Below are 20,643 nucleotides of genomic sequence, written 5' to 3'. Positions count from 1 at the left end.
AGTGATACCTCAATCCTTCATTTCCGATTTGCTCAACCGCGTCGATATCGTCGATGTCGTGGGCCGCTATGTGCAACTGAAAAAAGGTGGCGCCAATTTCATGGGCTTGTGCCCGTTCCACAGTGAAAAGTCGCCGAGCTTTACCGTCAGCCCCACCAAGCAGTTCTATCACTGCTTCGGCTGCGGCGCGCATGGCACCTCGATCGGCTTCCTGATCGAGTACTCGGGCATGGGCTTTGTCGATGCCGTCAAGGACCTGGCGCAGAACGTGGGCATGGTCGTGCCGGAAGCCGATGACAAGATCCCGCCAGCCCAGCGCGCGCAGATCCAGGCGCAAAGCCTGGCCCTGTCCGATGCCATGACGCAGGCTTGCGACTATTACCGCGGGCAATTGCGCCACGCGCCCGAAGCCATCGCCTACCTGAAGAACCGGGGCTTGACGGGCGAAGTGGCCGCTCGCTTCGGCATGGGTTTCGCGCCCGGCGGCTGGGATAATCTGCGTTCCGTCTTTCCCGACTACGACGTGGTGGCCCTGGCCGAGGCCGGTCTCGTGATCGACAAGGTCGATGAAGAGGGCAATAACCGCAAGCGCTATGACCGTTTCCGCGAACGCATCATGTTTCCGATTCGCAATACCAAGGGCCAGGTCATCGCCTTTGGCGGCCGCGTGCTCGACCATGGCGAACCGAAATACCTGAATTCGCCCGAAACCCCCTTGTTTTCCAAGGGTTTCGAACTATATGGGCTGTTCGAGGCGCGCCAGGCCATCCGCGATGCCGGCTACGTGCTGGTGACGGAGGGGTATATGGACGTGGTGGCGCTGGCGCAGATGGGTTTCCCGCAGGCGGTGGCGACCCTGGGTACGGCGTGCACGCCCACCCACGTGCAAAAACTGCTGCGCCAGACCGATAACGTGATCTTCAGCTTCGACGGCGACAAGGCCGGCCGCCGCGCCGCCCGCCGCGCGCTCGAGGCGAGCCTGGCCCACGTGTCGGACAATAAGACGATCAAATTCCTGTTCCTGCCGTCGGAACACGATCCGGACAGCTATATCCGCGAGTTCGGCGCCGAAGGTTTCGAGCAGCAAGTGCATGAAGCGATGCCGCTGTCGCAGTTCCTGCTGAAAGAAGTGTCGGGCGAGCATGATTTGTCGGAACCCGAAGGGCGCGCCCGCGTGCAGTTCGACGCCAAGCCGCTGCTGCAGCTGATGGCGCCGTCGTCTTTGCGCCTGCAGATCGTGCGCGGCCTGGCGCAGCTGACGCAGTCTACGCCGGCCGAGATCGAAGCCCTGTTCGAACTGGCGAAACCCGTTGCCGTGGCGCGCCGCGCGCCGCCGAAATCGGGCCGCCCCGTGCCTGTCGGCCTGGAATTGAAGATCATGCGCATGCTGGTCGCGCATCCGCCGCTGACCCTGCGCATTGACGAGGCGGCGCTGACCGCCTTCCAGCACCTGGGGCCGGATGCGGCGCACAGCCTGGGGCAGCTGGTGGCCGTGGGCCAGGCGCTAGGCGAGCACGGCAGCTTTGCCGCACTGGCGCAGCAATTGAAGGAGCTGGGCAGCGAATACGACGAGATTATCGGCGAGATCGCGGCCGGCACGGAATCCGATTACGACAGTGAATTGTCTTGGCTGGTGAGCACCATCCGCGAGATTAAATTGAACGCCTTGAAGGCGGAATTGCAGCAATTGTTTGCGTCGGGTTTGCCATCCGAGAAAATTGGTGTACGCTACCGCGAAATCATGCAGGAGCAGGGGGAGCTGGAGCGCCAGCGCGACGCCGAATTGGTGAATCGCTAATCTTGCCCTGAGGGTATGTCGTGGACTGGAAAAACATTTTTCGCGTGCTATAATTAAATGCTAAGTATTGTGTGCTTTGGCAAGCTAGTTCTGTTTCGTAAATAGTATTTGTTTTCAGTAAGTTAGGCTCTTGATCGGCGCGGAAGAACGCGTCGGCAGCCAGGGCCAACTGGCGGTTTCAGCGTTGCGGCAAGGTGCGCAAACGCTGGCAAGCCGCGCCAGGCTCTCGCTCCCAACGCGGTCGGATGCAGACATTTCTGCCGAGAACGGCTGGCGACAGTCGGTGGACAGGAATGGCTGCGGTTCCCGCGGATCGTGGCCGATGAGGTGTAAGTAACGTAACAGTGTCGAATTTGCGTAGTCGGCAGGTTCGAAGATGGTGGTTCCCGCAGGTAGACAGGGAACTGGCAGCAAACTTTATCCTAATCCACCGTAAAGCAAGTCGTTGTGTAATCGAAAGCGCCTGTGCCAATCAAGAAACCCGAATCCAAAGCGGCTGTGAAGCCCACTAAAGTTACCACGAAAGCCGAAAAGGCGCTCGACCGGCCCGAAGCGCGCGTGACCAGCGCGCCCGTGGTCAGCCAGACCACCGACGCCGCCACCCTGGCCGCGATCGATACGTCCGGGTATGTCTTGCCGTCGGTAAAAGTGCCGGGCCGCCGTGGCCGCAAGCCAAAAGAATTCCAGCCAGAAAATGATGAAGTCGCCGCCCTGAACGCCGTCGAACGGGCCGAACTGAAGGCCGTCGACAAGGCCAAGGCCAAGGACCGCAAGGCCAAGGAGCGCGCACTGCTGAAGGACGCGTTCTCGTCCGACACGGAAGCGAGCGAGGAAGAACTCGAGCGCCGGCGCCAGAAACTCAAGACCCTGATCAAGTTCGGCAAGGAACGCGGCTTCCTGACGTATGCTGAAATCAACGATCACTTGCCCGAGAACATCGTCGATCCGGAAGCCATCGAAGGCATCATCGGTACCTTCAATGACATGGGCATCGCCGTCTACGAACACGCGCCCGATGCGGAAACGTTGTTGCTGTCCGATAACGTTGCCGTCGTCACCAGCGATGACGAGGCGGAAGCGGCGGCCGAGGCCGCCTTGTCGACCGTCGATTCCGACTTCGGCCGCACCACCGACCCCGTGCGCATGTACATGCGCGAAATGGGCTCGGTCGAGCTGCTGACGCGCGAAGGCGAGATCGAGATTGCCAAGCGCATCGAAGATGGCTTGAAAGACATGATCCAGGCCATTTCCGCCTGCCCCGTGACGATCGCCGAGATCATCGCCGCCGCCGACCGCATCGCCAACGAAGAGACCAAGATCGATGAGATCGTCGACGGCCTCGTCGATGAAAACGAGCCGGTCGCCGCCCCTGTCGTGGCCGCGCCCGTCGAAGAAGACGAGGAAGAGGGCGAAGCGGAAGAGGAAGAAGAGGAAGAAGAGGAAGAGGCGAGCGCGTCCGGCGCAGCCGGCTTCTCCGCCGAGCAGCTGGAAACGCTGAAGCGCACGGCGCTGGAGAAATTCGCCATCATTTCGCAGCAATTCGACAAGATGCGCCGCGCCTTCGAAAAGGAAGGCTATAACTCCAAGCCCTACGCCAAGGCGCAGGAAGCCATTTCGCAAGAGTTGCTGGGCATCCGCTTCACGGCCAAGGTCGTGGAAAAACTGTGCGACACCCTGCGCGGCCAGGTCGACGAAGTGCGCCATATCGAGAAACAGATCCTCGACGTGGCCGTGAACCGCTGCGGCATGCCGCGCGCCCACTTCATCAAGGTCTTCCCGGGCAATGAAACCAACCTGGACTGGGTCGATGGCGAAGTCAACGCAGGACACGCGTACAGCGCCATCCTGGGCCGCAACATTCCGACCGTCAAGGAACTGCAGCAGCGCCTGATCGACCTGCAGGCGCGTGTCGTGCTGCCGCTGCCGGACTTGCGCAACATCAACCGCCAGATGGCGGCCGGTGAAATGAAGGCGCGCAAGGCCAAGCGTGAAATGACGGAGGCCAACTTGCGCCTGGTCATTTCGATTGCCAAGAAATATACGAACCGTGGCCTGCAGTTCCTCGACCTGATTCAGGAAGGCAATATCGGCCTGATGAAGGCCGTCGACAAGTTCGAGTACCGCCGCGGCTACAAGTTCTCGACCTATGCCACCTGGTGGATCCGCCAGGCGATTACCCGCTCGATCGCCGACCAGGCGCGCACGATCCGCATACCCGTGCACATGATCGAGACGATCAACAAGATGAACCGGATTTCCCGCCAGATCCTGCAGGAAACGGGCGCGGAACCCGATCCGGCCACCCTGGCGATCAAGATGGAGATGCCCGAGGACAAGATCCGCAAGATCATGAAAATCGCCAAGGAACCGATCTCGATGGAAACGCCGATCGGCGACGACGACGATTCGCACCTGGGCGACTTCATCGAGGACAACAACACCCTGGCCCCTGCCGACGCAGCGCTGCACGCGTCCATGCGGGGCGTGGTCAAGGACGTGCTTGATTCCCTGACGCCACGCGAAGCGAAAGTGCTGCGCATGCGTTTCGGCATCGAAATGTCCACCGACCACACGCTGGAAGAAGTGGGCAAGCAATTTGACGTGACGCGCGAGCGCATCCGCCAGATCGAAGCCAAGGCGCTGCGCAAGCTGCGCCACCCATCGCGCTCCGACAAGCTGAAAAGCTTCTTGGAAGGCAACTAGAAGCCAATAGGGCTTGACGTGCGCCCCTGATACCCCTATCCTCGCGTGTCCGTTTCCAAAACGGCCGCGCGAGGCGGGCATCAACAGCGCCGCCACGCCGCAGTCCCCCTGGGCCTCTAGCTCATGCTTGGTTAGAGCAGCGGACTCATAATCCGTTGGTGCCGTGTTCGACTCACGGGAGGCCCACCAGAATTTAGCAGCAAAAAAATCCCCGGCGGGTGACTGCCGGGGATTTTTTTATGCGCGACAATCACCGCAAGGTTTGCTATTCGGACAGACTAGCTGGCTTCGTCACTAATTTCATCTTTATGTCGGTACGGAGTACATAAGAGGCGTTGCGTACTTTGCCTGCCGTTCAATCTTGTATTTGCAATTGAGTACGCCGCAGGTCATCATCGTTTTTCAATACGGTTATGGTTGTGCTTGTGTCTGAATTGCGGAACTGACCCTGCCAGATGTTCACCTCGCGGAAATGACCGCGTTTTTGTTAGCAACCGGTCTTCGTAAAAGTAATGTCACGGGATTGTGCTGGTCGCAGGTTGACATTGCTAGGCGTTTAGCTTGGATTCATCCTGATCAGTCTAAAACGCGTAAGGCGATTGCCGTACCGTTAAATGTCGATGCATTGCGTGTCATAGTGTTGCAAATTGGGAAGCATCCTATACGGGTTTTTAGCTATAACGGTGAACCTGTCAGGGAAGTGACTACTGCTGCATGGTATAAAGAACTCAAACGTTCAGGGATTGACGATTTTCGATGGCATGATTTGCGACATACATGGGTAAGTTGGCATGTGCAGTCCGGCACGCCCTTGAACGTACTGCAGGAGTTGGGTGGGAGAGTCCCCAGATGGTTCGACGGTATGCGCATTTTTCAGCAGATCATCTAACTGCGTATGCAAATAAGTTACCTACATTTATACGGTAAATTGTATTTTGGTAGTGAGTAATTGCTTAATGCGAAAAATATCAATTTTTATGTGGCCAATATTTTAATGATGTACTATTAATCAGGCGAAATTTTTCGTCATTAATTTTATATTTAAAAATGGGGGGCATATGCTGGAAAAAATTAAAAATGCAATTAATAACCGTGAAGAGTTAGCGTTTACCTACAGTGGCATAGCAAGGGTTGTGCAGCCTGCTGCAGTTGGTGTTTCACGTGCAGGGAATGATGTTCTTAGGTGTTATCAAACTCAAGGTGGGCATGTGGTTGCTAATCACACTTGGGATTTGTGTGACTTGAGTAAAATATTTGGCTTGGCTGGAACCGGGGCGAATTTTGCGGTTGATCCGCCTGGATACAAACGCGGGGATCGTCACATGTTGAAAATTTACGCTGAGCTGTAAATTTTTTGATATATATTGCTCGATGTGAGGCATTGTATTAAGTAGAGCATGTGTCTCATAATCCATTGGTGCCATGTTCGACTCACGTGAGGCCCACCAGAATTTAGCAATATCAGAACAAGCCCCGGCGGGCCACTGCCGGGGCTTTTTCATGCTGTCGTACAATCGCGGCATTGCGATTTATCGAGGATGAAACGAGATGACGGCTGAAGTGAAGATTGACGATATCTTGGTGGGTGACGGCAAGGCGGCGGCGCGTGGTGCGCTGATCACGGCGCATTACCGGGGCTGGCTGGAAGATGGGACGGAGTTTGACTCGTCGCACAAGCGGGGCGAGCCTTTTCGCTGTGTGTTGAGCAATAACAAGGTCATCCAGGGCTGGATTGTGGGATTGAACGGCATGCAGGTGGGCGGCACGCGCAAGCTGTGGGTGCCGGCGCATCTGGCGTATGGCGAGCGGCAGGTGGGCTTGATACCGCCGCATTCCAATTTGATCTTCGAGATCGAATTGCTGGAAGTGCTGACACGCGATTGATCGCTTGACGCGCAATCAGGCGGGCAGGGCGCTTGCCTTCGCTCCGGCTTGTTGCGTGAGCAGTTGCTCGATGTCGGCGCGCAGCGCCTGCTGGGTGGGGAAGTTGGCATAGCGCAAGGTCACGTAACCGGCCAGCCTGAGCATGGCGTCGCGCTCCTGGTCCTGGCGTTCGCGCCCGGCGTGACTGCTGTCGTCGAGTTCGATGATGGCGATGACGTTCAGTTGCTGGCTGCACAGCACAAAATCGGCCACCTTGCGGTCGAAACGGTTTCTGTTTGCCCATCCTTTTGCCGTCACCAGCGCGGAAAACGCCACTTGCGCCAGCACCGTGCATTCCGGCAAGGCCGTCTGCAGCAGGCGGTACATCTGCTGTTCGCGCGCCGTCATGACGGGTTTCCTGTGCAGCCGCAGCGGCGCACGGGACCTGGCCGTCTGGCGCTTGGCCCGCATGACGTAAAGCAAGACGAGCGCCGCGATGATAATCAGGAAAGTGAAATTCGGCATGGACTCGCTTCAAGGTGCGGAGTCCTGATGGTACGCGAGAAACTGGCCATTTTGGCGTCTTCCCGCGCATTTCACATGGTGCGCTTGTTGCAGATCAAGCCTGTTTCAGCTTGACTTGCATCATGTCCAGCGCCGGCACGATGTCGTGCAGGCTTGCGACCTCACAGGTTGGGATGGCGGCCGAGGTATTGGCCATGCCGTCCGGGTTGAACCAGCAGCTGGCGATGCCGTAGCGGTTCGCGCCCAGGATGTCGGCGTCCAGGCGGTCGCCGATGATGATGGTTGTTTCCTTGCTGAATGCGCGCGCCATGTTGGCCGCGTAGTCGAAGAAGCGCACGTCCGGCTTGGCGTGGCCGCACGCTTCGGAGGTGGCGACGAAGGAAATGTAGTCGCCCAGGCCGGAGGCGGCGATGCGGCGGTTCTGGATGGACTCGACGCCGTTGGTGATGATGCCCACTTCGCCGATGCGCGACAGCGTGTCGCACACCTGTTTGGCGCCATCGATGAGCACGACCGTGTCCGGCAGCGATTCCAGATACAAACGGCTGGCCAGTTCCGGGTCGATGGCGATGCCGTTCAGCGCAAACGTCTTGCGGAAGCGCTCGACCTTCAGGAAATCCTTGCTCACCTCACCCGTTTCGAAACGATGCCACAGGTCGACGTTGATCGCCTGGTACCGGGAAAACAGCCCGTCGATGCCGTGGCGCAAGCCCAGTTCGTGCATGGTGTGCAGGAACGAGCGTTTTTCGGACGCCCGGAAGTCGAGCAGGGTATCGTCGAGGTCAAACAGGAATAATTTGTATTTCATGGCATGTTGTTGAAAGGAACTTGTCTTGCATCGTAGCACGTAGCGCCGAGTTCGGTTGGCCGTGCCCTGCGCGGGCGATCCGCTACAATCGCTGCCAGACCCGTCACTTTCACTTCATTCCTGCCATGACCCAGCTTTCCGTCAACGTCAATAAAATCGCCCTGCTGCGCAATTCGCGCGGCCGCAATTTCCCGGACCTGCTCGCGTTTTCCGCGCGCTTTCTCGACCTGGGCGCCGCCGGCATCACCGTGCACCCGCGTCCGGACCAGCGCCATGCGCGCTACGATGATGTTGCTCCGTTGCAGCGCCTGTGCGCGGAACGGGGACGCGAGCTGAATGTGGAAGGCTATCCGGCGGCGGATTTTCTGGAGGTGGTGAAAAGCGCGCGCCCGGCGCAATGTACCCTGGTGCCCGATATGCCGGGCCAGCTGACGTCCGATCACGGCTGGGACATCGAACGGCATGCGGCGCTGCTGCGTCCCGCCATTGCACAATTGAACGACCTGGGCATCCGCGTCAGCCTGTTTGTCGATGCCGATTACCGGGCGCTGGAATGGGCGCGCGAGGTGGGCGCGGCGCGGGTCGAGCTGTACACGGAACGGTTTGCCGAGAGTTATGGCGGCGCGCAGGCCGATGCCGTGTTTGACACGTATCGGCAGGCGGCGCAGCGGGCGCAGGCGCTGGGGCTGGGCGTGAATGCGGGGCACGACCTCGATCTGCACAACCTGGCGCGCTTCCTGGACATACCCGGCATCCTGGAAGTGTCGATCGGCCACGCGCTGGTGGTCGAGTGTATCGAGCAGGGCATGGACAAGGTACTGGGCCGCTACCTTGAGATATGTCAATCGTAGGAGACTTGGGCGGCGACGCTGGCCGGCCGCTGCAGCCTGAGCAGGATTGGCCCTTCTTCGATGCCGTTTCCAGTTTTTCTCACCACAGGGGACGCTGGCGGGAGGTGAGGACGGACTGCAGTCCGTTTAACGGGATGGGCCCATCTGGTGGCGATAGCCGCTTCATTGCATGCTTGCCGAGTTGCCTATTTGCACTGAAAACTGACTATTTTCGTTTGCTGTGTAATGGCTGCAACGCACTGTTTGACGCCTGGCAAAGCCATGCGCAGGTAGCGTTTGGTACCCGCATACAGGCAGTCCACCTGAAACAGATACTCGGGCGCATCAAAATTGATGTCCCAGTGTTGATGCAAGGTGCCGTTGCGTGTCCATTCCTTGTCCGGGGCCAGGATAGGCAAGGCTTCACTGTCTGTCGGCGGCTGATCCGCCGGATAGGACAGCACGCGTACGCCATCGAGTTTGCTGGCCGGCAGGTTCCAGCTTGAGGGAGGCGCTTGCGGGCAAGAAACGGACGCAATCGGGGCCGCGGCAGCTGGCCGCATCGCCGCGGCAGCGATGACCAATGTCGCCAGTGCGAGCGGCTTCATTCCACTACCGAATAGCGTTCGGGGCGATTCGATGCCCCCGCCGCCGAACGGCCGAAGTAGATCACGCGGGCGCTGGGCTTGTGGTGACGCCACTGGTCGAAAATTTCTATGCCGCCAGGCACCTGGCGGATGAACAGCGCCGCATGATTGCCCTGCCGCAGATTCTGATAGCGGCCGTTGAAGAAGGTGGCAATCACTGTACCTTTCGCGATACCGCCTTGTTCCAGCAGATCCGGCACCTTGTCTCCTTCGCGCCAAAGCGATGAGGCACGGGCGCCGGTGAGGTGCCTGACCAGGGTAACGCACTCGCCATTTCCCACGAACTCTTTTTGCTTCGCATAATCGGCACGCGCAATGTAGGGCATAGCGTTGCTCTCTGTGGTTGACGATAGAGAGAGCGTACGCAAGGCGTGGGTCAGCATCTTGATGTGAGCCAGAGCAATACGGAGCATTGACGCAGGTCAGGTCCCCGTGTGTCACGTCAGCAACCTTACATATCCACCCACCAGTTCAGCAAGGTTTCATCATCGTCGTCATCGAGGTTGACGTAGATGTTGGCGAAATACCATTCCACGCCCGTCGCCTCGCGGAAGGCGTCGAAGGGGCCGTTGACATTGTAGATGCCATGGTGGCCCGGCACGCTGAAGGTGAGATTGCCCTTGTACTGGCCGTCCATGGTGCCGCCCAGCTGGCTTTGCACGTCGCGTTCGAGCCGCTCCACTGCTGCTTGCGGCACGTCGTCGGCATAGATCTGGATGCAGAAGTTGCCGCCGCGTTTTAAAACTTCGGCGGGGGCCAGCGGGTCGGCGATGCTGACGATGTCGCCGCGCGCCAGATTCAGGGTCAGGCCAGGCGAGGCCAGCAGTTCGTAGACGTGCTCGTCAATCTGGCGCGCCGGCAGGGTTTCATACACGGGACCGTCGGAGTTTTCGCCTGCCAGTACGCGGATGTGTGGCAAGCCTTCGCAATTGATGTCTTCCATTTTTTCTTTCATAGTGCCGGCGCCATGCGGCATGGGGCGCGCCAGGGAGGGATTTATGGCAATATTGTACCGGGACCGTGCCAGCTGGCGGGGTACGCAACGGTGCAAACGAGGAGAGGCAATGGAGAATGCGGTGCAGGCAGGCGGCTGCTTATGTGGCGCGGTGCGCTTCGAAGTGCGGGGCGCGGGCAGCAATCCGCACAGCTGTTCCTGCCGCAATTGCCAGCAGCATACGGGCGCGCCGACGGCAGCCTGGGTGGAGTTTGCGCGCGATCAAGTGCGCTGGACAGGCACGGCCGGCGCGCCGGCCACTTACCGTTCTTCCGAGTATTCCAGCCGGGCCTTTTGTGGCGCCTGCGGCAGTTCCATCGGCGCCATCGACGATGCGCCGACGGTAGCCTTGCTGGTGGGCAGTTTTGATGATCCTGGCCAGGCCGCGTTTGCGCCCGAATATCACTCGTTTGACGACGTCAGGCCCGGCTGGTGGCATTTTGCTCCGGCCGTCATGGCGCCTGTCGCAGGCAGTTAGCCGGGCGCGTCAGACTGGCGGCGTGGCGAGGAAGGCGGGCAGCGTCTCTGCCGAGCGTGTGTAGGCGTGCACGGCCGGGTAGTCGGCCGGCTTGACGATGTCGGGCGTTTCCAGCTGGGCGAAGCTCCAGCCGACGGCGATGGTCACGCCCGCCTGGTCGATATTGCCCGTCTCGCCCGGCAGGGGCAGCTGCGCGCATTCCTGCTCCAGCGCATTCCATGCGGCATGCAGTTGCATGCTGACCCGCTCCAGCCACGGCGCGTGTTGCTTGTCGAGCGGCCGCAGCTTGCGTTCATAGACGATCTGCACGGCTTTTTCACAGGCGGCCAGCGCCAGGCCTGTCAGGCGCAGCGCGCGCACGCTATCGGTGATGGTGGGGGTGGACGTGTCCGGGTGCAGCAGCGACAGATATTGCAGGATCAGGGTGGAATCCATCAGCACTTGCCCGTCATCGAGGACCAGGGTCGGCACCTTGATGACGGGGTTGATCTCGCGCACGGCATCGATGTGGCGGAACACGGACAGCGACAAGTGCTCGTAGCGAATGCCCTGCAGTTGCAAACAAATGGCGACCCTGCGCACATAGGGCGAGTCGAGCATGCCGATCAGTTTCATGGCCAGTCTCCGGGTAGTCGGGGGAATGCCTACGATACCCGCTTGCCTGGCCGTTTGCCAGCGCCGTGCTTAATTGTGTGCGCTGATGCCGCTGCGGAACTGTTCGAAGCCGGCGCGGGCTGCCTTGTAACAATTGCCGGCGGCCGCTTCCAGGCCTTCACGGTCGAGCACCTCGACGGTGCCGCGGCGGTACTGGATCAAGCCTTCGTCCTGCAGTTTGCGCGCCGTGACGGTGACGCTTTCGCGACGCACGCCCAGCATGTTGGCCATCGTGTCTTGCGTGACCTTCAGCTCGTTCGACAGGGAACGGTCGAGGCGGTCCAGCAGCCAGCGGCACAGTTTTTGTTCGATGCTGCAATGACGGCCGCCCACCACGTTCTGCGCCATCTGCGCAAACATGGCGCTGGTGTAGCGCATCAGCAATTGCGCGAGGGCGCCGCCTTCATTGAACACTTCGCGCAGGAAGGCTGTTTTCAGGCGGTAACCATAGCCGGCGCTTTGCACGATGGCGGTGCAGGTGGCGCGTTCGGCTTCATACAGCACCACGCCGGCCACGCCTTCGCGGCCGATCACGGCGATTTCGGTGGTGGCGCCGTCTTCCATGACGTACAGCAGCGAGACGATGGCATTGGTGGGGAAATACGTGTACTCGATCTTGCCGCCGCAATCGAACAGGTGTTTGCCGGCCGGCAGGGCGACCAGTTCCAGTTGGCAAAACAGGCGCTCCAGATCCGTGCGCGACAAGGCGCGCAGCAATTCATTCTGCTGGGCACCCGTGATGCTGATCATGGGCGTGGCCGGCGCCTTGGCCGGGGCGGCTTGCCATGGATGCTGGGCTGTGGTGTGGCTGGTCGTTGCCGGGGTCAGGTTGCTATAAGCTTTGTACATGGTATGGCCTCGTATTCTGATCTTGTTGGATGGCGCTGCTATCTGGCTTGCTAGCGGTACTTAGTTGATGTATCCACTATAGGCCGACCCCGCGGCCGCAGGCATCGGATGAGCCGACGCGCTTATGTAGGCTAGGAACATTGCCTCGTGTCATCCAACTCCTACGCCTGCTTTTGCCTTGCTGATATGTTTTTCCGTCAAGAAATAACCACGGTTTGGCAAAAATGCGACAGGAAGCGGGCAAAGGCGAACTTTGGCGTTGCGTGGCAATCAAACCGGACCGCGAGTCGGATGGGGCGATGATAAAATGTTGCAATGCGGAAAGTCGACTTGCTTCCAGTGTGCACCGGCCCGGATATGGCCCGGCCGCCCATGCTGCCAGGCTCGTCACCGCACGCTCCATGTGTCGCGCGGCCTCCTCCCCCTGTCCCACGCGCGCCGTCCCGCCCCGCTGATAATGAAGGAAGCAATGCATGAAATGGTTCTATGATCTGAAAATCGCCACCAAGCTGATCGTCTCGTTTGGGGCCGTGCTGCTGCTGACCGCCTTTCTGGGCGTCTCGGCCATCCTGTCCATGGCGCGCATCAACGTGGCGTCGACCGACCTGTCGACCAACTGGATGCCCAGCGTGCTGGCGGCGATGTCCATGCGCAGCGATGTCAGCGATTTCCGTCGCTGGGAACTGGCGCACATGCTGGCCGCGCAAGACAACGACATGGCGCTCAATGAAACGCGCATGACGGAAACCCAGGCCAAGCTGAAGGCGGACGGCGACAAGTATCGCGCGCTCATTTCGGAACCGGGCGAATTGGAAGTCTTCGAGCGCTTCCAGGCGTTGAATGCGGAGTTCATGCGCTTGCACGCGACCATGCTGAGCCTGTCGCGCGAGATGAAAAAGGAAGAGGCGCGCGTGCTGGCCGTGGGGCCGTCGGCGAAGGTCATGGCGGACATGATGCTGGCCCTGGATAAGCTGGTGTCGATCAATTCGGAAGGCGGCGTGCGTTCGAGCGCCAGCGCCGACGCGACCTATGCGTCCTCGCGCGCCACCCTGATCGGCTTGCTGGTGGGGATCGTGGCCTTGGGCATGTTGCTGGCCGTCTGGGTGGCGCGCAGCGTGGCGCGTCCATTGATCGCCGCCGTTGGCGTGGCGCGCCAGGTGGCGGCCGGCGACTTGACGGCACATATTGTTGTGCAATCGCAAGATGAAACGGGGCAATTGATGCAAGCCTTGAAAGACATGAATGGCAGCCTGCAAAGCCTGGTGGGCCAGGTGCGCAGCGGTACCGACACCATTGCCACGGCATCGAGCCAGATCGCGGCCGGCAACCAGGACCTGTCGTCGCGCACGGAAGAGCAGGCCAGTTCGCTGGAAGAAACGGCGTCGTCGATGGAGGAGCTGACGTCGACCGTGAAGCAGAATGCCGACAATGCGCGCCAGGCCAATACCATGGCGCTGACCTCGTCGAGCATCGCCAGCGAAGGCGGCAAGGTGGTGAGCGAAGTGGTGGGCACGATGGCATCGATCAATGCCTCGTCGCGCAAGATCGTCGACATCATCGCCGTCATCGACGGCATCGCTTTCCAGACCAATATCCTGGCCTTGAATGCGGCCGTCGAGGCGGCGCGCGCAGGCGAGCAGGGGCGCGGCTTTGCCGTCGTGGCGACGGAAGTGCGCAACCTGGCGCAACGCTCGGCCGCAGCGGCCAAGGATATCAAGGTCTTGATCGGTGATTCGGTCGAGAAGGTCGAGGCCGGTTCCAAGCTGGTGGACCAGGCGGGCCGCACGATGGACGAAATCGTTGCCAGCATCACGCGCGTGACGGACATCATGAGCGAAATCACGGCCGCCAGCAATGAGCAGAGCGCCGGTATCGAGCAAGTCAACCAGGCGATCGCCCAGATGGACCAGGTGACGCAGCAGAATGCGGCGCTGGTGGAAGAGGCGGCCGCGGCGGCGGAATCGATGCAGGAGCAGGCCGCCAGCCTGAGCGAGGTGGTCAGCGTCTTCAAGCTTGATGCCGGCAGTGCCGTCGTGTGCCAGCCGCGTGCGCCAGCCACGGCAAGGGCGGCTGCCGTCGTGGTGCGCCCGCAGGCGCCGCGCAAGCCGGTGCCAGCGGTGGCCGATGAGTGGGAGAGCTTTTAAGGGGCCTTGCGCGGAGGTCCGGCGCGCTTGGACGCAGGCGTGGCCGATGCCTGCTGGCGTTGCTGCCACGCCCGCAACGCCGCTTCGTAGGCGGCCAGGTCTTCCTGGTACATCTCCAGCACGCAAAACGTGCAGCCGCTGCGGCAGCATTCGTCATTGCCCGGCTTGACGGGCGGCTGCGGCTGCGGATCGGGCGAACGGGAAGCGGTGGACATGGGGCGTGAGCGGAGGCAAGGGGCGTCGGAGCAGGCATGATACGGCATTCGGCCGGGCTGTTGCTGGAACGCTTTTTGCTCAAAAATCACGGTTTCCGTGTACAGTTGCGGTGAATTAGGGTATCGTTTACAGCACTGATATTGTATCTTCTGCGCGCGATGTTCCGCCGGCGCGATCTCCGCCGCCATCGCAGCACACCTCCCCAACGCTCCCGCACTCGCCATACAGCATGTCCCGGAGCACAGAGGTGTCATAAGAACAATGATCTATGGCTTGTAAAACGAAGCTGTCTGCGTCCCGAAATGTTGTTTATTGAGAAAGCATGGCTTCCGCAGTGCGGAGGCACACCAGAAAATTTATGTCTGAAACTGAATCGACTCCTACGCCTAGCCCGGCGATCGCCCCTGACGCGGCGCCAGTCGCCGCCCCTGCTGCACCTGCCGCTTCCATCGCTGCCCCTACCGTGAGTTTTGCCGATTTTGGCCTCGCCCCCGAGATCCTGCGCGCCTTGACCGAGCAGGGCTACACCCATCCGACACCGATCCAGGAGCAAGCCATACCCGTGGTGCTGCAAGGGCGTGACGTGATGGGGGCCGCGCAAACGGGTACCGGCAAGACGGCCGGCTTTTCCCTGCCGATCATTCAGTTGCTGCTGGCGCATGCCAGCAGCAGCATGTCGCCCGCCCGTCACCCGGTGCGCGCGCTGATCCTCACGCCGACGCGCGAACTGGCGGTGCAGGTGGCCGAAAACGTCAAGGCGTACGCCAAGCACACGCCATTGCGTTCGACCGTCGTCTTCGGCGGCATGGACATGAAGCCGCAAACGGTGACCCTGCGCGGCGGCGTGGAAATCGTCATCGCCACGCCGGGCCGCCTGCTCGACCATATCGAGCAAAAGAACATCAGCCTGGGCCAGGTGCAGATGCTGGTCATGGATGAAGCGGACCGCATGCTGGACATGGGCTTCCTGCCGGACCTGCAGCGCATCATCAACTTGTTGCCGAAACAACGCCAGAACCTGATGTTCTCGGCCACGTTCTCGCCAGAAATCAAGAAGCTGGCCGCGACCTTCCTCAACGATCCGCTGACGATCGAAGTGGCGCGCAGCAACCAGACGGCCGACAAGGTCACGCAGGTGGTCTACAAGGTGACGGACGACCAGAAGCATGCGCTGGTGGCCCATCTGTTGCGCCAGCGCGACCTGAAGCAGGTCATCGTGTTTTCGAACACCAAGATCGGCGCCTCGCGCCTGGCCCGCGTGCTGGAACAGGAAGGCATGAGCGCCACGGCGATTCACGGCGACAAGAGCCAGCAGGAACGCATGGCCGCGCTGGAAGCGTTCAAGAAGGGCGAGATCGATGTGCTGGTCGCCACCGACGTGGCCGCGCGCGGCCTCGATATCTCCGACTTGCCATGCGTGATCAACTTCGACTTGCCGTACAACGCGGAAGATTATGTGCACCGCATCGGCCGCACCGGCCGCGCCGGCGCCTCGGGCGACGCCATTTCCATCTATTCGGACAAGGATGAGCGCCTGCTGGCCGATATCGAAAAACTCATCAAGCAAAGCATCAAGCGCGGCGAATTGACGGGCTTCAATCCCGCGCCTGCGCGCGCCAGCGACAGCGAACGCCGTCCGCCGCGCCGCGCCGAAAGCGGCGATGTGCGCCCGGCGCGCTCGTCCGACAGCCGCCATGGCGGCGATGCCGACACGCGTTCGTCGAGCCGCCCGGCCGACCGCGCCAGCCGCCCGTTTTCCCCCGGCCCGCGCCGCGACAAGGTCGACCCCTGGTTCCTCAAGCCGTACGAGCCGACCAAGGCGGCGCCCGTGGCGGCCGTGAACCCGCCCGCCAGCAAGCCCAAGCAGAAGCTGGCGGCCTTGCTGGGTGGCTTAAGCAAGTAGTTTCCGCAAGTCACTGACAACCCGGCATAGCTTGCCAGTGACACCGGCGTTGCAATAAAGATCGCTACGGATGGTAGCCGGGGCAACGCACATTTCCTGGGGGCGGCAGCTTGGCCTGCCGTGTCCATCTTCCTTGCCAGCGGCAGGCGCGATTATCGGCGGATGCCGGTGTGTTATGTAGCGTACCTGCATCGCTTGCACCAGAGATTGTCTAATGAGTAATATTGGTGTGAAAGAAGCCGCTGTCTTTGCTATTGTCGTCACCTATAATCCGCAGGTGGCGGATTTGCGGCGCCTGACGTCCGCACTTGCAACCCAGGTCAATAAAATTCTTGTGGTGGACAATGGCAGTGCCAACATTGCAGAGCTGTCCGCGTTGTCCCGTGGCGATGAGCGCATTCAGTTACTTGATCTGGCGCAAAATATGGGTATCGCATTTGCTCAAAATGTCGGAATTGACTTTGCAAAAAAAGCCGGGGCGCAGTATCTTATCTTCTTTGATCAGGATAGCCTGGTCACGCAACAGTTTGTTCAAATATTGCAACATGCCTTTTTTGACCTTTCTGAAAAACATAAGATTGCCCTGGTTGCACCCATCTTCAAGGATGAACGTGCGGGATTTTTCTATCCGCTGATATTGCTGAATAAGTTTGGCTTGCGCCGAAAAATCGTTCCTACTGGCAATGAAACTTCCCCCATTCCCATTTCCATTGCCATCTCGTCAGGGACATTTACCAGCATTGAGGTGATGGATGCCGTGGGTCGCATGCGTGGCGACTTCTTCATCGATTATGTGGATATTGAATGGTGTTTGCGCGCTGTGCGTGATGGCTACTCCATGTTTGCGATTCCCTCGGTATGCATGATCCATTCGATAGGTGACCGCTCGATACCTTTTCTGAAATGGCGCCTGGTCATTCATGCGGAATGGCGACGTTATTATCGTATCCGCAACGGTTTTTTCATGCTGCGGTTAAGCCATGTGCCAAAATTGCTGGCAATGCGCGAGGTGTTAATAAATAGCATCCATCAGCTTATCCTGATCTTGACGCAGAAAAATAAGAAAATGCAGCTGAAATACTTTTTGCGTGGCGTGCGGGATGCCTTCAAGGCGCTTGAGTGAACGTGACTCGCCTGGATCGGCTCCTTGGCTAGCATGCCCTGCGGGCCTGGCTTGGTCGCCACCGTGATCGGTGGAGGACGATGGCCTTTTGTCCGTATCCCATCATTGGATTTTTGTAGATGACTAAGAAATTTTCGCTGTCGATCGTCAGTCATGGCCATCAGGCGTATATCGTGCCTTTATTGCATCAGTTGGCCTCCCTGGGACAGGGCGAGTTTGAAGTCGTGCTTACGCTGAACGTCCCGGAGGAACTGCCTGTCGAGTTGGAGACGTTGCCGTTCAAAGTGTATCTGATTGTAAATCCGTCACCGCAGGGTTTTGCTGCCAATCATAATGCTGCCTTCATGTTGTCTAATGGTGATCATTTTGTCGTATTGAATCCTGATATACGGTTGATTGATAATCCATTTCCCGCCTTGTCGGCGATGCTGGAATGCTCGGCAGGGAGTATCTGCGCTCCATTGATAGTCGGTAATAACGGTGATGTCGAAGATAGCGCGCGTAATTTCCCCTCGCCGTATCTTCTTGTGCGCAAGCTGATATGCAGGTTGTTTAACCTGCGCTTGCCGCGTGAAATTGTGCCGCAAAATGAAAAAATGTTGATGCCGGACTGGGCCGCAGGCATGTTTTTAGTGATTCCACGTCATATATATGCGTCACTGCGTGGATTCAATGAACGATATTTCTTGTATTTTGAGGATGTCGATTTTTGTGCCCGCGCCCGTCTTGCGGGATTCGATATCCTGGTAAATAAGGAAATACGGGTTATTCATGAAGCCCAGCGAGATAGTCACCGCAAGCTGCAATTTTTAATCTGGCATTTGACAAGCGCAATAAAATTTTTTGCTTCTGAGGCGTACTTGAAAATCCAGTTTGGCCGCGTTTTTACGAAACGTTAACGCTTCAAATGTGTTGCTTTTCGTGAAATTATGTTTGTGGTGCAACTGCGTGGTCGATAGGCACATTAGGCGTGATCTGCACTTCCTTACCATAATACCAAATGGCTAAATGACGCTTGTTTGGAGTACAATCTCACTTATGTTGGGATGTCAAAGTGGTAATATTCTGTGTGGGCGATTTGCATGCAAGCCGTTTTCTGTATCCTCAGTTGAATGTGATTGAAAGTAATATTTAGGGAGTTTCTGATGATACTGGTAACGGGCGGCGCCGGATTTATTGGCGCAAATTTTGTTTTGGACTGGCTTGCGCAATCGGACGAAGCGCTGGTCAATCTGGATATCCTCACCTACGCAGGTAACCTTGATACCTTGCGATCGCTCGATGGCGACCAGCGCCATCTGTTTGTGCGCGGAGATATCGGTGATGCTGCGCTGGTAGCAAAATTGCTTGCCGAACATCAGCCACGCGCCGTGGTCAACTTCGCTGCGGAGAGTCATGTGGATCGTTCCATCCATGGCCCGGAAGATTTCATTCAAACCAATATCGTTGGTACTTTTCATTTGCTCGAAGCCGTACGTGCCTACTGGGGCGGGCTGGAAGGCGAAGCACGGCAGGCTTTCCGCATGCTGCATGTTTCCACCGACGAAGTATATGGTTCCCTTGCCAAGGATGATGCCGCCTTTACCGAGACTCACCGTTATGAGCCGAACAGTCCGTATTCGGCCAGCAAGGCCGCCAGCGACCATTTGGTGCGCGCCTATCACCACACCTATGGCTTGCCGGTCCTGACGACCAATTGTTCCAATAATTACGGGCCCTATCACTTTCCTGAGAAGCTGATTCCGCTGATGATCGTCAATGCCCTGGCAGGCAAACCCTTGCCCGTGTATGGCGATGGCCAGCAGATTCGTGACTGGCTGTATGTGAAGGACCATTGCAGCGCAATACGTCGTGTCTTGGCGGCAGGCAAACTGGGTGATGTGTATAACGTCGGTGGCTGGAATGAAAAACCGAACATCGAGATCGTGCACACCATCTGTGCCTTGCTCGATGAATTGCGTCCGCGTACCGACGGCGTCAGCTACAGCACCCAGATCAGCTACGTCACCGACCGGCCCGGACATGACCGCCGTTACGCGATCGACGCCAGCAAACTGCAGCGTGAACTGGGCTGGAAACCTGCCGAGACGTTCGAAACGGGGATCCGGAAGACTGTGCAGTGGTATCTGGACAATCAGGAGTGGGTGGCCAGTGTCCAGTCGGGAGCATATCGCGATTGGGTCTCGAAAAACTATATCGAACGTAATACATGAAAATACTACTGTTAGGTAAGAACGGGCAGGTGGGATGGGAATTGCAGCGCAGCCTGGCGCCACTTGGCAACCTCATAGCACTGGGAAGCGATAGCGCGCAGTGGTGTGGCGATTTTCGTGACCTGGCAGGCATCGAAGCCACGGTGCGGGCGATTGCCCCCGATGTGATTGTCAATGCCGCCGCCTACACGGCCGTCGACCAGGCAGAAACAGATATGGCGACGTGCCGTACTGTGAACGCCTCTGCACCTGCCGTGCTTGCTGCTGTGGCTGCAAGTATTGGAGCATTGCTGATTCATTACTCGACTGATTATGTGTTCGATGGCAGCGGTAACGCGTCGCGCGACGAGTTGGCGGCGACCGGACCCTTGAGCGTGTATGGGAGCACCAAGCTGGAAGGCGAGCAGGCCATCGTGGCCAGTGGCTGCCAGCATCTGATTTTTCGCACTAGCTGGGTCTATGCTGCGCGTGGTGGCAATTTTGCCAAAACCATGCTGCGCCTGGCCGGTGAACGCGAACGCCTGTCGGTGGTTGCCGACCAGATCGGCGCTCCCACGGGAGCTGATCTGATTGCCGATGTTACTGCGCACGCTATCCGCACCGTCCAGGCGCGCCCTGAACTCGGTGGTATTTATCACCTGGCGGCGGCAGGTGAAACGTCATGGCATGGCTATGCCAGTTATGTAATCGAATTTGCGCGCAAGGCCGGCATTGACATCAAGGTCGCAAACGCTGAAATCGTTGCGGTTGGCAGCGCATCATTTCCGACGCCAGCCGTACGGCCCAAAAATTCCCGGCTCAATACGCAAAAATTACAATCGGTATTCTCCCTCACACTGCCAGAATGGCAGTGCGGCGTAGCAAGAATGCTCAGCGAAATTATTGAAAAGTAACC

General features: G+C 58.9%; 20 protein-coding genes, 1 tRNA gene and 1 pseudogene. 14 read left to right on the top strand and 8 right to left on the bottom strand.

Annotated elements, in window-relative coordinates:
• Window position 1: 1 nt before the first annotated feature.
• The 6 genes and pseudogenes from dnaG to AC3RCJ_RS24910 all read left to right on the top strand — a co-directional run bounded on the left by dnaG (window position 2) and on the right by AC3RCJ_RS24910 (window position 6,385).
• Window positions 2–1,798: a DNA primase gene (gene dnaG, locus AC3RCJ_RS24935; RefSeq protein WP_492959586.1), complete on the top strand. Its 1,797-nt coding sequence runs from the start codon at window positions 2–4 to the stop codon at window positions 1,796–1,798.
• A 498-nt stretch (window positions 1,799–2,296) separates the two neighbouring features.
• The gene (gene rpoD, locus AC3RCJ_RS24930) at window positions 2,297–4,501 is read left to right on the top strand and encodes an RNA polymerase sigma factor RpoD (protein WP_492959584.1); all 2,205 of its coding nucleotides are present in this window, start codon (window positions 2,297–2,299) and stop codon (window positions 4,499–4,501) included.
• Between the two features lie 110 nt (window positions 4,502–4,611).
• Window positions 4,612–4,690, top strand: a tRNA-Ile gene (locus AC3RCJ_RS24925).
• Window positions 4,691–4,949: 259 nt separating this feature from the next.
• A pseudogene (locus tag AC3RCJ_RS24920) lies at window positions 4,950–5,428 on the top strand (site-specific integrase); the annotation flags it as partial.
• A 131-nt stretch (window positions 5,429–5,559) separates the two neighbouring features.
• Window positions 5,560–5,850, top strand: a complete 291-nt coding sequence (locus tag AC3RCJ_RS24915) for a hypothetical protein (RefSeq protein ID WP_492959582.1) — start codon at window positions 5,560–5,562, stop codon at window positions 5,848–5,850.
• A gap of 199 nt (window positions 5,851–6,049) precedes the next feature.
• Window positions 6,050–6,385 (top strand): FKBP-type peptidyl-prolyl cis-trans isomerase, encoded by a 336-nt coding sequence (locus tag AC3RCJ_RS24910; protein WP_492959580.1) that lies wholly within the window; start codon window positions 6,050–6,052, stop codon window positions 6,383–6,385.
• Window positions 6,386–6,400: 15 nt separating this feature from the next.
• Here the strand turns inward: AC3RCJ_RS24910 and AC3RCJ_RS24905 are convergent, their stop codons facing one another.
• Window positions 6,401–6,889, bottom strand: coding sequence for a DUF2726 domain-containing protein (locus AC3RCJ_RS24905; protein WP_492959578.1), 489 nt, complete (start codon window positions 6,887–6,889; stop codon window positions 6,401–6,403).
• A gap of 94 nt (window positions 6,890–6,983) precedes the next feature.
• Window positions 6,984–7,697, bottom strand: coding sequence for a YjjG family noncanonical pyrimidine nucleotidase (locus tag AC3RCJ_RS24900; RefSeq protein ID WP_492959576.1), 714 nt, complete (start codon window positions 7,695–7,697; stop codon window positions 6,984–6,986).
• A gap of 125 nt (window positions 7,698–7,822) precedes the next feature.
• On the opposite strand from AC3RCJ_RS24900, the gene AC3RCJ_RS24895 reads away from it, so the two are divergent.
• Window positions 7,823–8,548, top strand: a complete 726-nt coding sequence (locus AC3RCJ_RS24895) for a pyridoxine 5'-phosphate synthase (protein ID WP_492959574.1) — start codon at window positions 7,823–7,825, stop codon at window positions 8,546–8,548.
• Between the two features lie 185 nt (window positions 8,549–8,733).
• Here AC3RCJ_RS24895 and AC3RCJ_RS24890 read toward each other — a convergent pair whose 3' ends face one another.
• From AC3RCJ_RS24890 to AC3RCJ_RS24880, 3 genes are all read right to left on the bottom strand, one after another.
• Entirely contained in the window at window positions 8,734–9,135 is a 402-nt protein-coding gene (locus AC3RCJ_RS24890) for an STY0301 family protein (protein WP_492959572.1), read from the bottom strand.
• Entirely contained in the window at window positions 9,132–9,557 is a 426-nt protein-coding gene (locus AC3RCJ_RS24885; RefSeq protein WP_492959570.1) for a BPSL0067 family protein, read from the bottom strand. The genes AC3RCJ_RS24890 and AC3RCJ_RS24885 overlap by 4 nt, the downstream gene beginning before the upstream one ends.
• Before the next feature lie 68 nt (window positions 9,558–9,625).
• The gene (locus AC3RCJ_RS24880; RefSeq protein ID WP_492965251.1) at window positions 9,626–10,117 is read right to left on the bottom strand and encodes a DUF4265 domain-containing protein; all 492 of its coding nucleotides are present in this window, start codon (window positions 10,115–10,117) and stop codon (window positions 9,626–9,628) included.
• Window positions 10,118–10,238: 121 nt separating this feature from the next.
• Between AC3RCJ_RS24880 and AC3RCJ_RS24875 the strand changes: the two genes are divergently transcribed.
• Complete coding sequence (locus tag AC3RCJ_RS24875; protein ID WP_492959566.1) at window positions 10,239–10,646, top strand: GFA family protein; 408 nt, start codon at window positions 10,239–10,241, stop codon at window positions 10,644–10,646.
• 9 nt (window positions 10,647–10,655) lie between these two features.
• Here the strand turns inward: AC3RCJ_RS24875 and AC3RCJ_RS24870 are convergent, their stop codons facing one another.
• On the bottom strand, window positions 10,656–11,261 hold the full coding sequence (locus AC3RCJ_RS24870) for a glutathione S-transferase (protein WP_492959564.1): 606 nt from the start codon (window positions 11,259–11,261) through the stop codon (window positions 10,656–10,658).
• 69 nt (window positions 11,262–11,330) lie between these two features.
• Window positions 11,331–12,050: a Crp/Fnr family transcriptional regulator gene (locus AC3RCJ_RS24865; protein WP_492959709.1), complete on the bottom strand. Its 720-nt coding sequence runs from the start codon at window positions 12,048–12,050 to the stop codon at window positions 11,331–11,333.
• A 572-nt stretch (window positions 12,051–12,622) separates the two neighbouring features.
• On the opposite strand from AC3RCJ_RS24865, the gene AC3RCJ_RS24860 reads away from it, so the two are divergent.
• A complete protein-coding gene (locus AC3RCJ_RS24860; RefSeq protein WP_492959562.1) occupies window positions 12,623–14,293 on the top strand; it encodes a methyl-accepting chemotaxis protein in 1,671 nt (556 codons plus the stop codon).
• Here the strand turns inward: AC3RCJ_RS24860 and AC3RCJ_RS24855 are convergent.
• On the bottom strand, window positions 14,290–14,508 hold the full coding sequence (locus AC3RCJ_RS24855) for an oxidoreductase-like domain-containing protein (protein ID WP_492959560.1): 219 nt from the start codon (window positions 14,506–14,508) through the stop codon (window positions 14,290–14,292). The genes AC3RCJ_RS24860 and AC3RCJ_RS24855 overlap by 4 nt on opposite strands.
• 359 nt (window positions 14,509–14,867) lie before the next feature.
• Here AC3RCJ_RS24855 and AC3RCJ_RS24850 point away from each other — a divergent pair, with 359 nt between their 5' ends.
• The 5 genes from AC3RCJ_RS24850 to rfbD all read left to right on the top strand — a co-directional run bounded on the left by AC3RCJ_RS24850 (window position 14,868) and on the right by rfbD (window position 20,641).
• Window positions 14,868–16,412: a DEAD/DEAH box helicase gene (locus tag AC3RCJ_RS24850; RefSeq protein WP_492959558.1), complete on the top strand. Its 1,545-nt coding sequence runs from the start codon at window positions 14,868–14,870 to the stop codon at window positions 16,410–16,412.
• A 214-nt stretch (window positions 16,413–16,626) separates the two neighbouring features.
• On the top strand, window positions 16,627–17,535 hold the full coding sequence (locus AC3RCJ_RS24845) for a glycosyltransferase family 2 protein (protein ID WP_492959556.1): 909 nt from the start codon (window positions 16,627–16,629) through the stop codon (window positions 17,533–17,535).
• A 119-nt stretch (window positions 17,536–17,654) separates the two neighbouring features.
• Complete coding sequence (locus AC3RCJ_RS24840) at window positions 17,655–18,434, top strand: glycosyltransferase family protein (protein ID WP_492959554.1); 780 nt, start codon at window positions 17,655–17,657, stop codon at window positions 18,432–18,434.
• A gap of 246 nt (window positions 18,435–18,680) precedes the next feature.
• Window positions 18,681–19,748 (top strand): dTDP-glucose 4,6-dehydratase, encoded by a 1,068-nt coding sequence (gene rfbB / locus AC3RCJ_RS24835; RefSeq protein WP_492959552.1) that lies wholly within the window; start codon window positions 18,681–18,683, stop codon window positions 19,746–19,748.
• Window positions 19,745–20,641, top strand: coding sequence for a dTDP-4-dehydrorhamnose reductase (gene rfbD, locus AC3RCJ_RS24830; protein ID WP_492959550.1), 897 nt, complete (start codon window positions 19,745–19,747; stop codon window positions 20,639–20,641). Before rfbB ends, rfbD begins: the two co-directional genes overlap by 4 nt.
• The last annotated feature ends 2 nt before the right edge of the window (window positions 20,642–20,643 follow it).

The sequence above is a fragment of the Janthinobacterium sp. GW822-FHT07H11 genome, assembly GCF_058798615.1.
Note: the sequence above shows the minus strand (reverse complement) of the source record. Positions and strands in the feature narration are given on the sequence as shown.

Excerpts from the sequence above, each read along its gene's own strand:
- AC3RCJ_RS24905 (WP_492959578.1), bottom strand. The coding sequence starts at position 6,889 with ATGCCGAATTTCACTTTCCTGATTATCATCGCGGCGCTCGTCTTGCTT.
- AC3RCJ_RS24880 (WP_492965251.1), bottom strand. The coding sequence starts at position 10,117 with ATGGAAGACATCAATTGCGAAGGCTTGCCACACATCCGCGTACTGGCA.
- AC3RCJ_RS24895 (WP_492959574.1), top strand. The coding sequence starts at position 7,823 with ATGACCCAGCTTTCCGTCAACGTCAATAAAATCGCCCTGCTGCGCAAT.
- AC3RCJ_RS24885 (WP_492959570.1), bottom strand. The coding sequence starts at position 9,557 with ATGCTGACCCACGCCTTGCGTACGCTCTCTCTATCGTCAACCACAGAG.
- AC3RCJ_RS24845 (WP_492959556.1), top strand. The coding sequence starts at position 16,627 with ATGAGTAATATTGGTGTGAAAGAAGCCGCTGTCTTTGCTATTGTCGTC.
- rfbB (WP_492959552.1), top strand. The coding sequence starts at position 18,681 with ATGATACTGGTAACGGGCGGCGCCGGATTTATTGGCGCAAATTTTGTT.
- AC3RCJ_RS24875 (WP_492959566.1), top strand. The coding sequence starts at position 10,239 with ATGGAGAATGCGGTGCAGGCAGGCGGCTGCTTATGTGGCGCGGTGCGC.
- AC3RCJ_RS24910 (WP_492959580.1), top strand. The coding sequence starts at position 6,050 with ATGACGGCTGAAGTGAAGATTGACGATATCTTGGTGGGTGACGGCAAG.
- rfbD (WP_492959550.1), top strand. The coding sequence starts at position 19,745 with ATGAAAATACTACTGTTAGGTAAGAACGGGCAGGTGGGATGGGAATTG.
- AC3RCJ_RS24860 (WP_492959562.1), top strand. The coding sequence starts at position 12,623 with ATGAAATGGTTCTATGATCTGAAAATCGCCACCAAGCTGATCGTCTCG.
- AC3RCJ_RS24870 (WP_492959564.1), bottom strand. The coding sequence starts at position 11,261 with ATGAAACTGATCGGCATGCTCGACTCGCCCTATGTGCGCAGGGTCGCC.
- AC3RCJ_RS24850 (WP_492959558.1), top strand. The coding sequence starts at position 14,868 with ATGTCTGAAACTGAATCGACTCCTACGCCTAGCCCGGCGATCGCCCCT.
- AC3RCJ_RS24865 (WP_492959709.1), bottom strand. The coding sequence starts at position 12,050 with ATGATCAGCATCACGGGTGCCCAGCAGAATGAATTGCTGCGCGCCTTG.
- AC3RCJ_RS24840 (WP_492959554.1), top strand. The coding sequence starts at position 17,655 with ATGACTAAGAAATTTTCGCTGTCGATCGTCAGTCATGGCCATCAGGCG.
- AC3RCJ_RS24890 (WP_492959572.1), bottom strand. The coding sequence starts at position 9,135 with ATGAAGCCGCTCGCACTGGCGACATTGGTCATCGCTGCCGCGGCGATG.
- AC3RCJ_RS24915 (WP_492959582.1), top strand. The coding sequence starts at position 5,560 with ATGCTGGAAAAAATTAAAAATGCAATTAATAACCGTGAAGAGTTAGCG.
- AC3RCJ_RS24855 (WP_492959560.1), bottom strand. The coding sequence starts at position 14,508 with ATGTCCACCGCTTCCCGTTCGCCCGATCCGCAGCCGCAGCCGCCCGTC.
- AC3RCJ_RS24900 (WP_492959576.1), bottom strand. The coding sequence starts at position 7,697 with ATGAAATACAAATTATTCCTGTTTGACCTCGACGATACCCTGCTCGAC.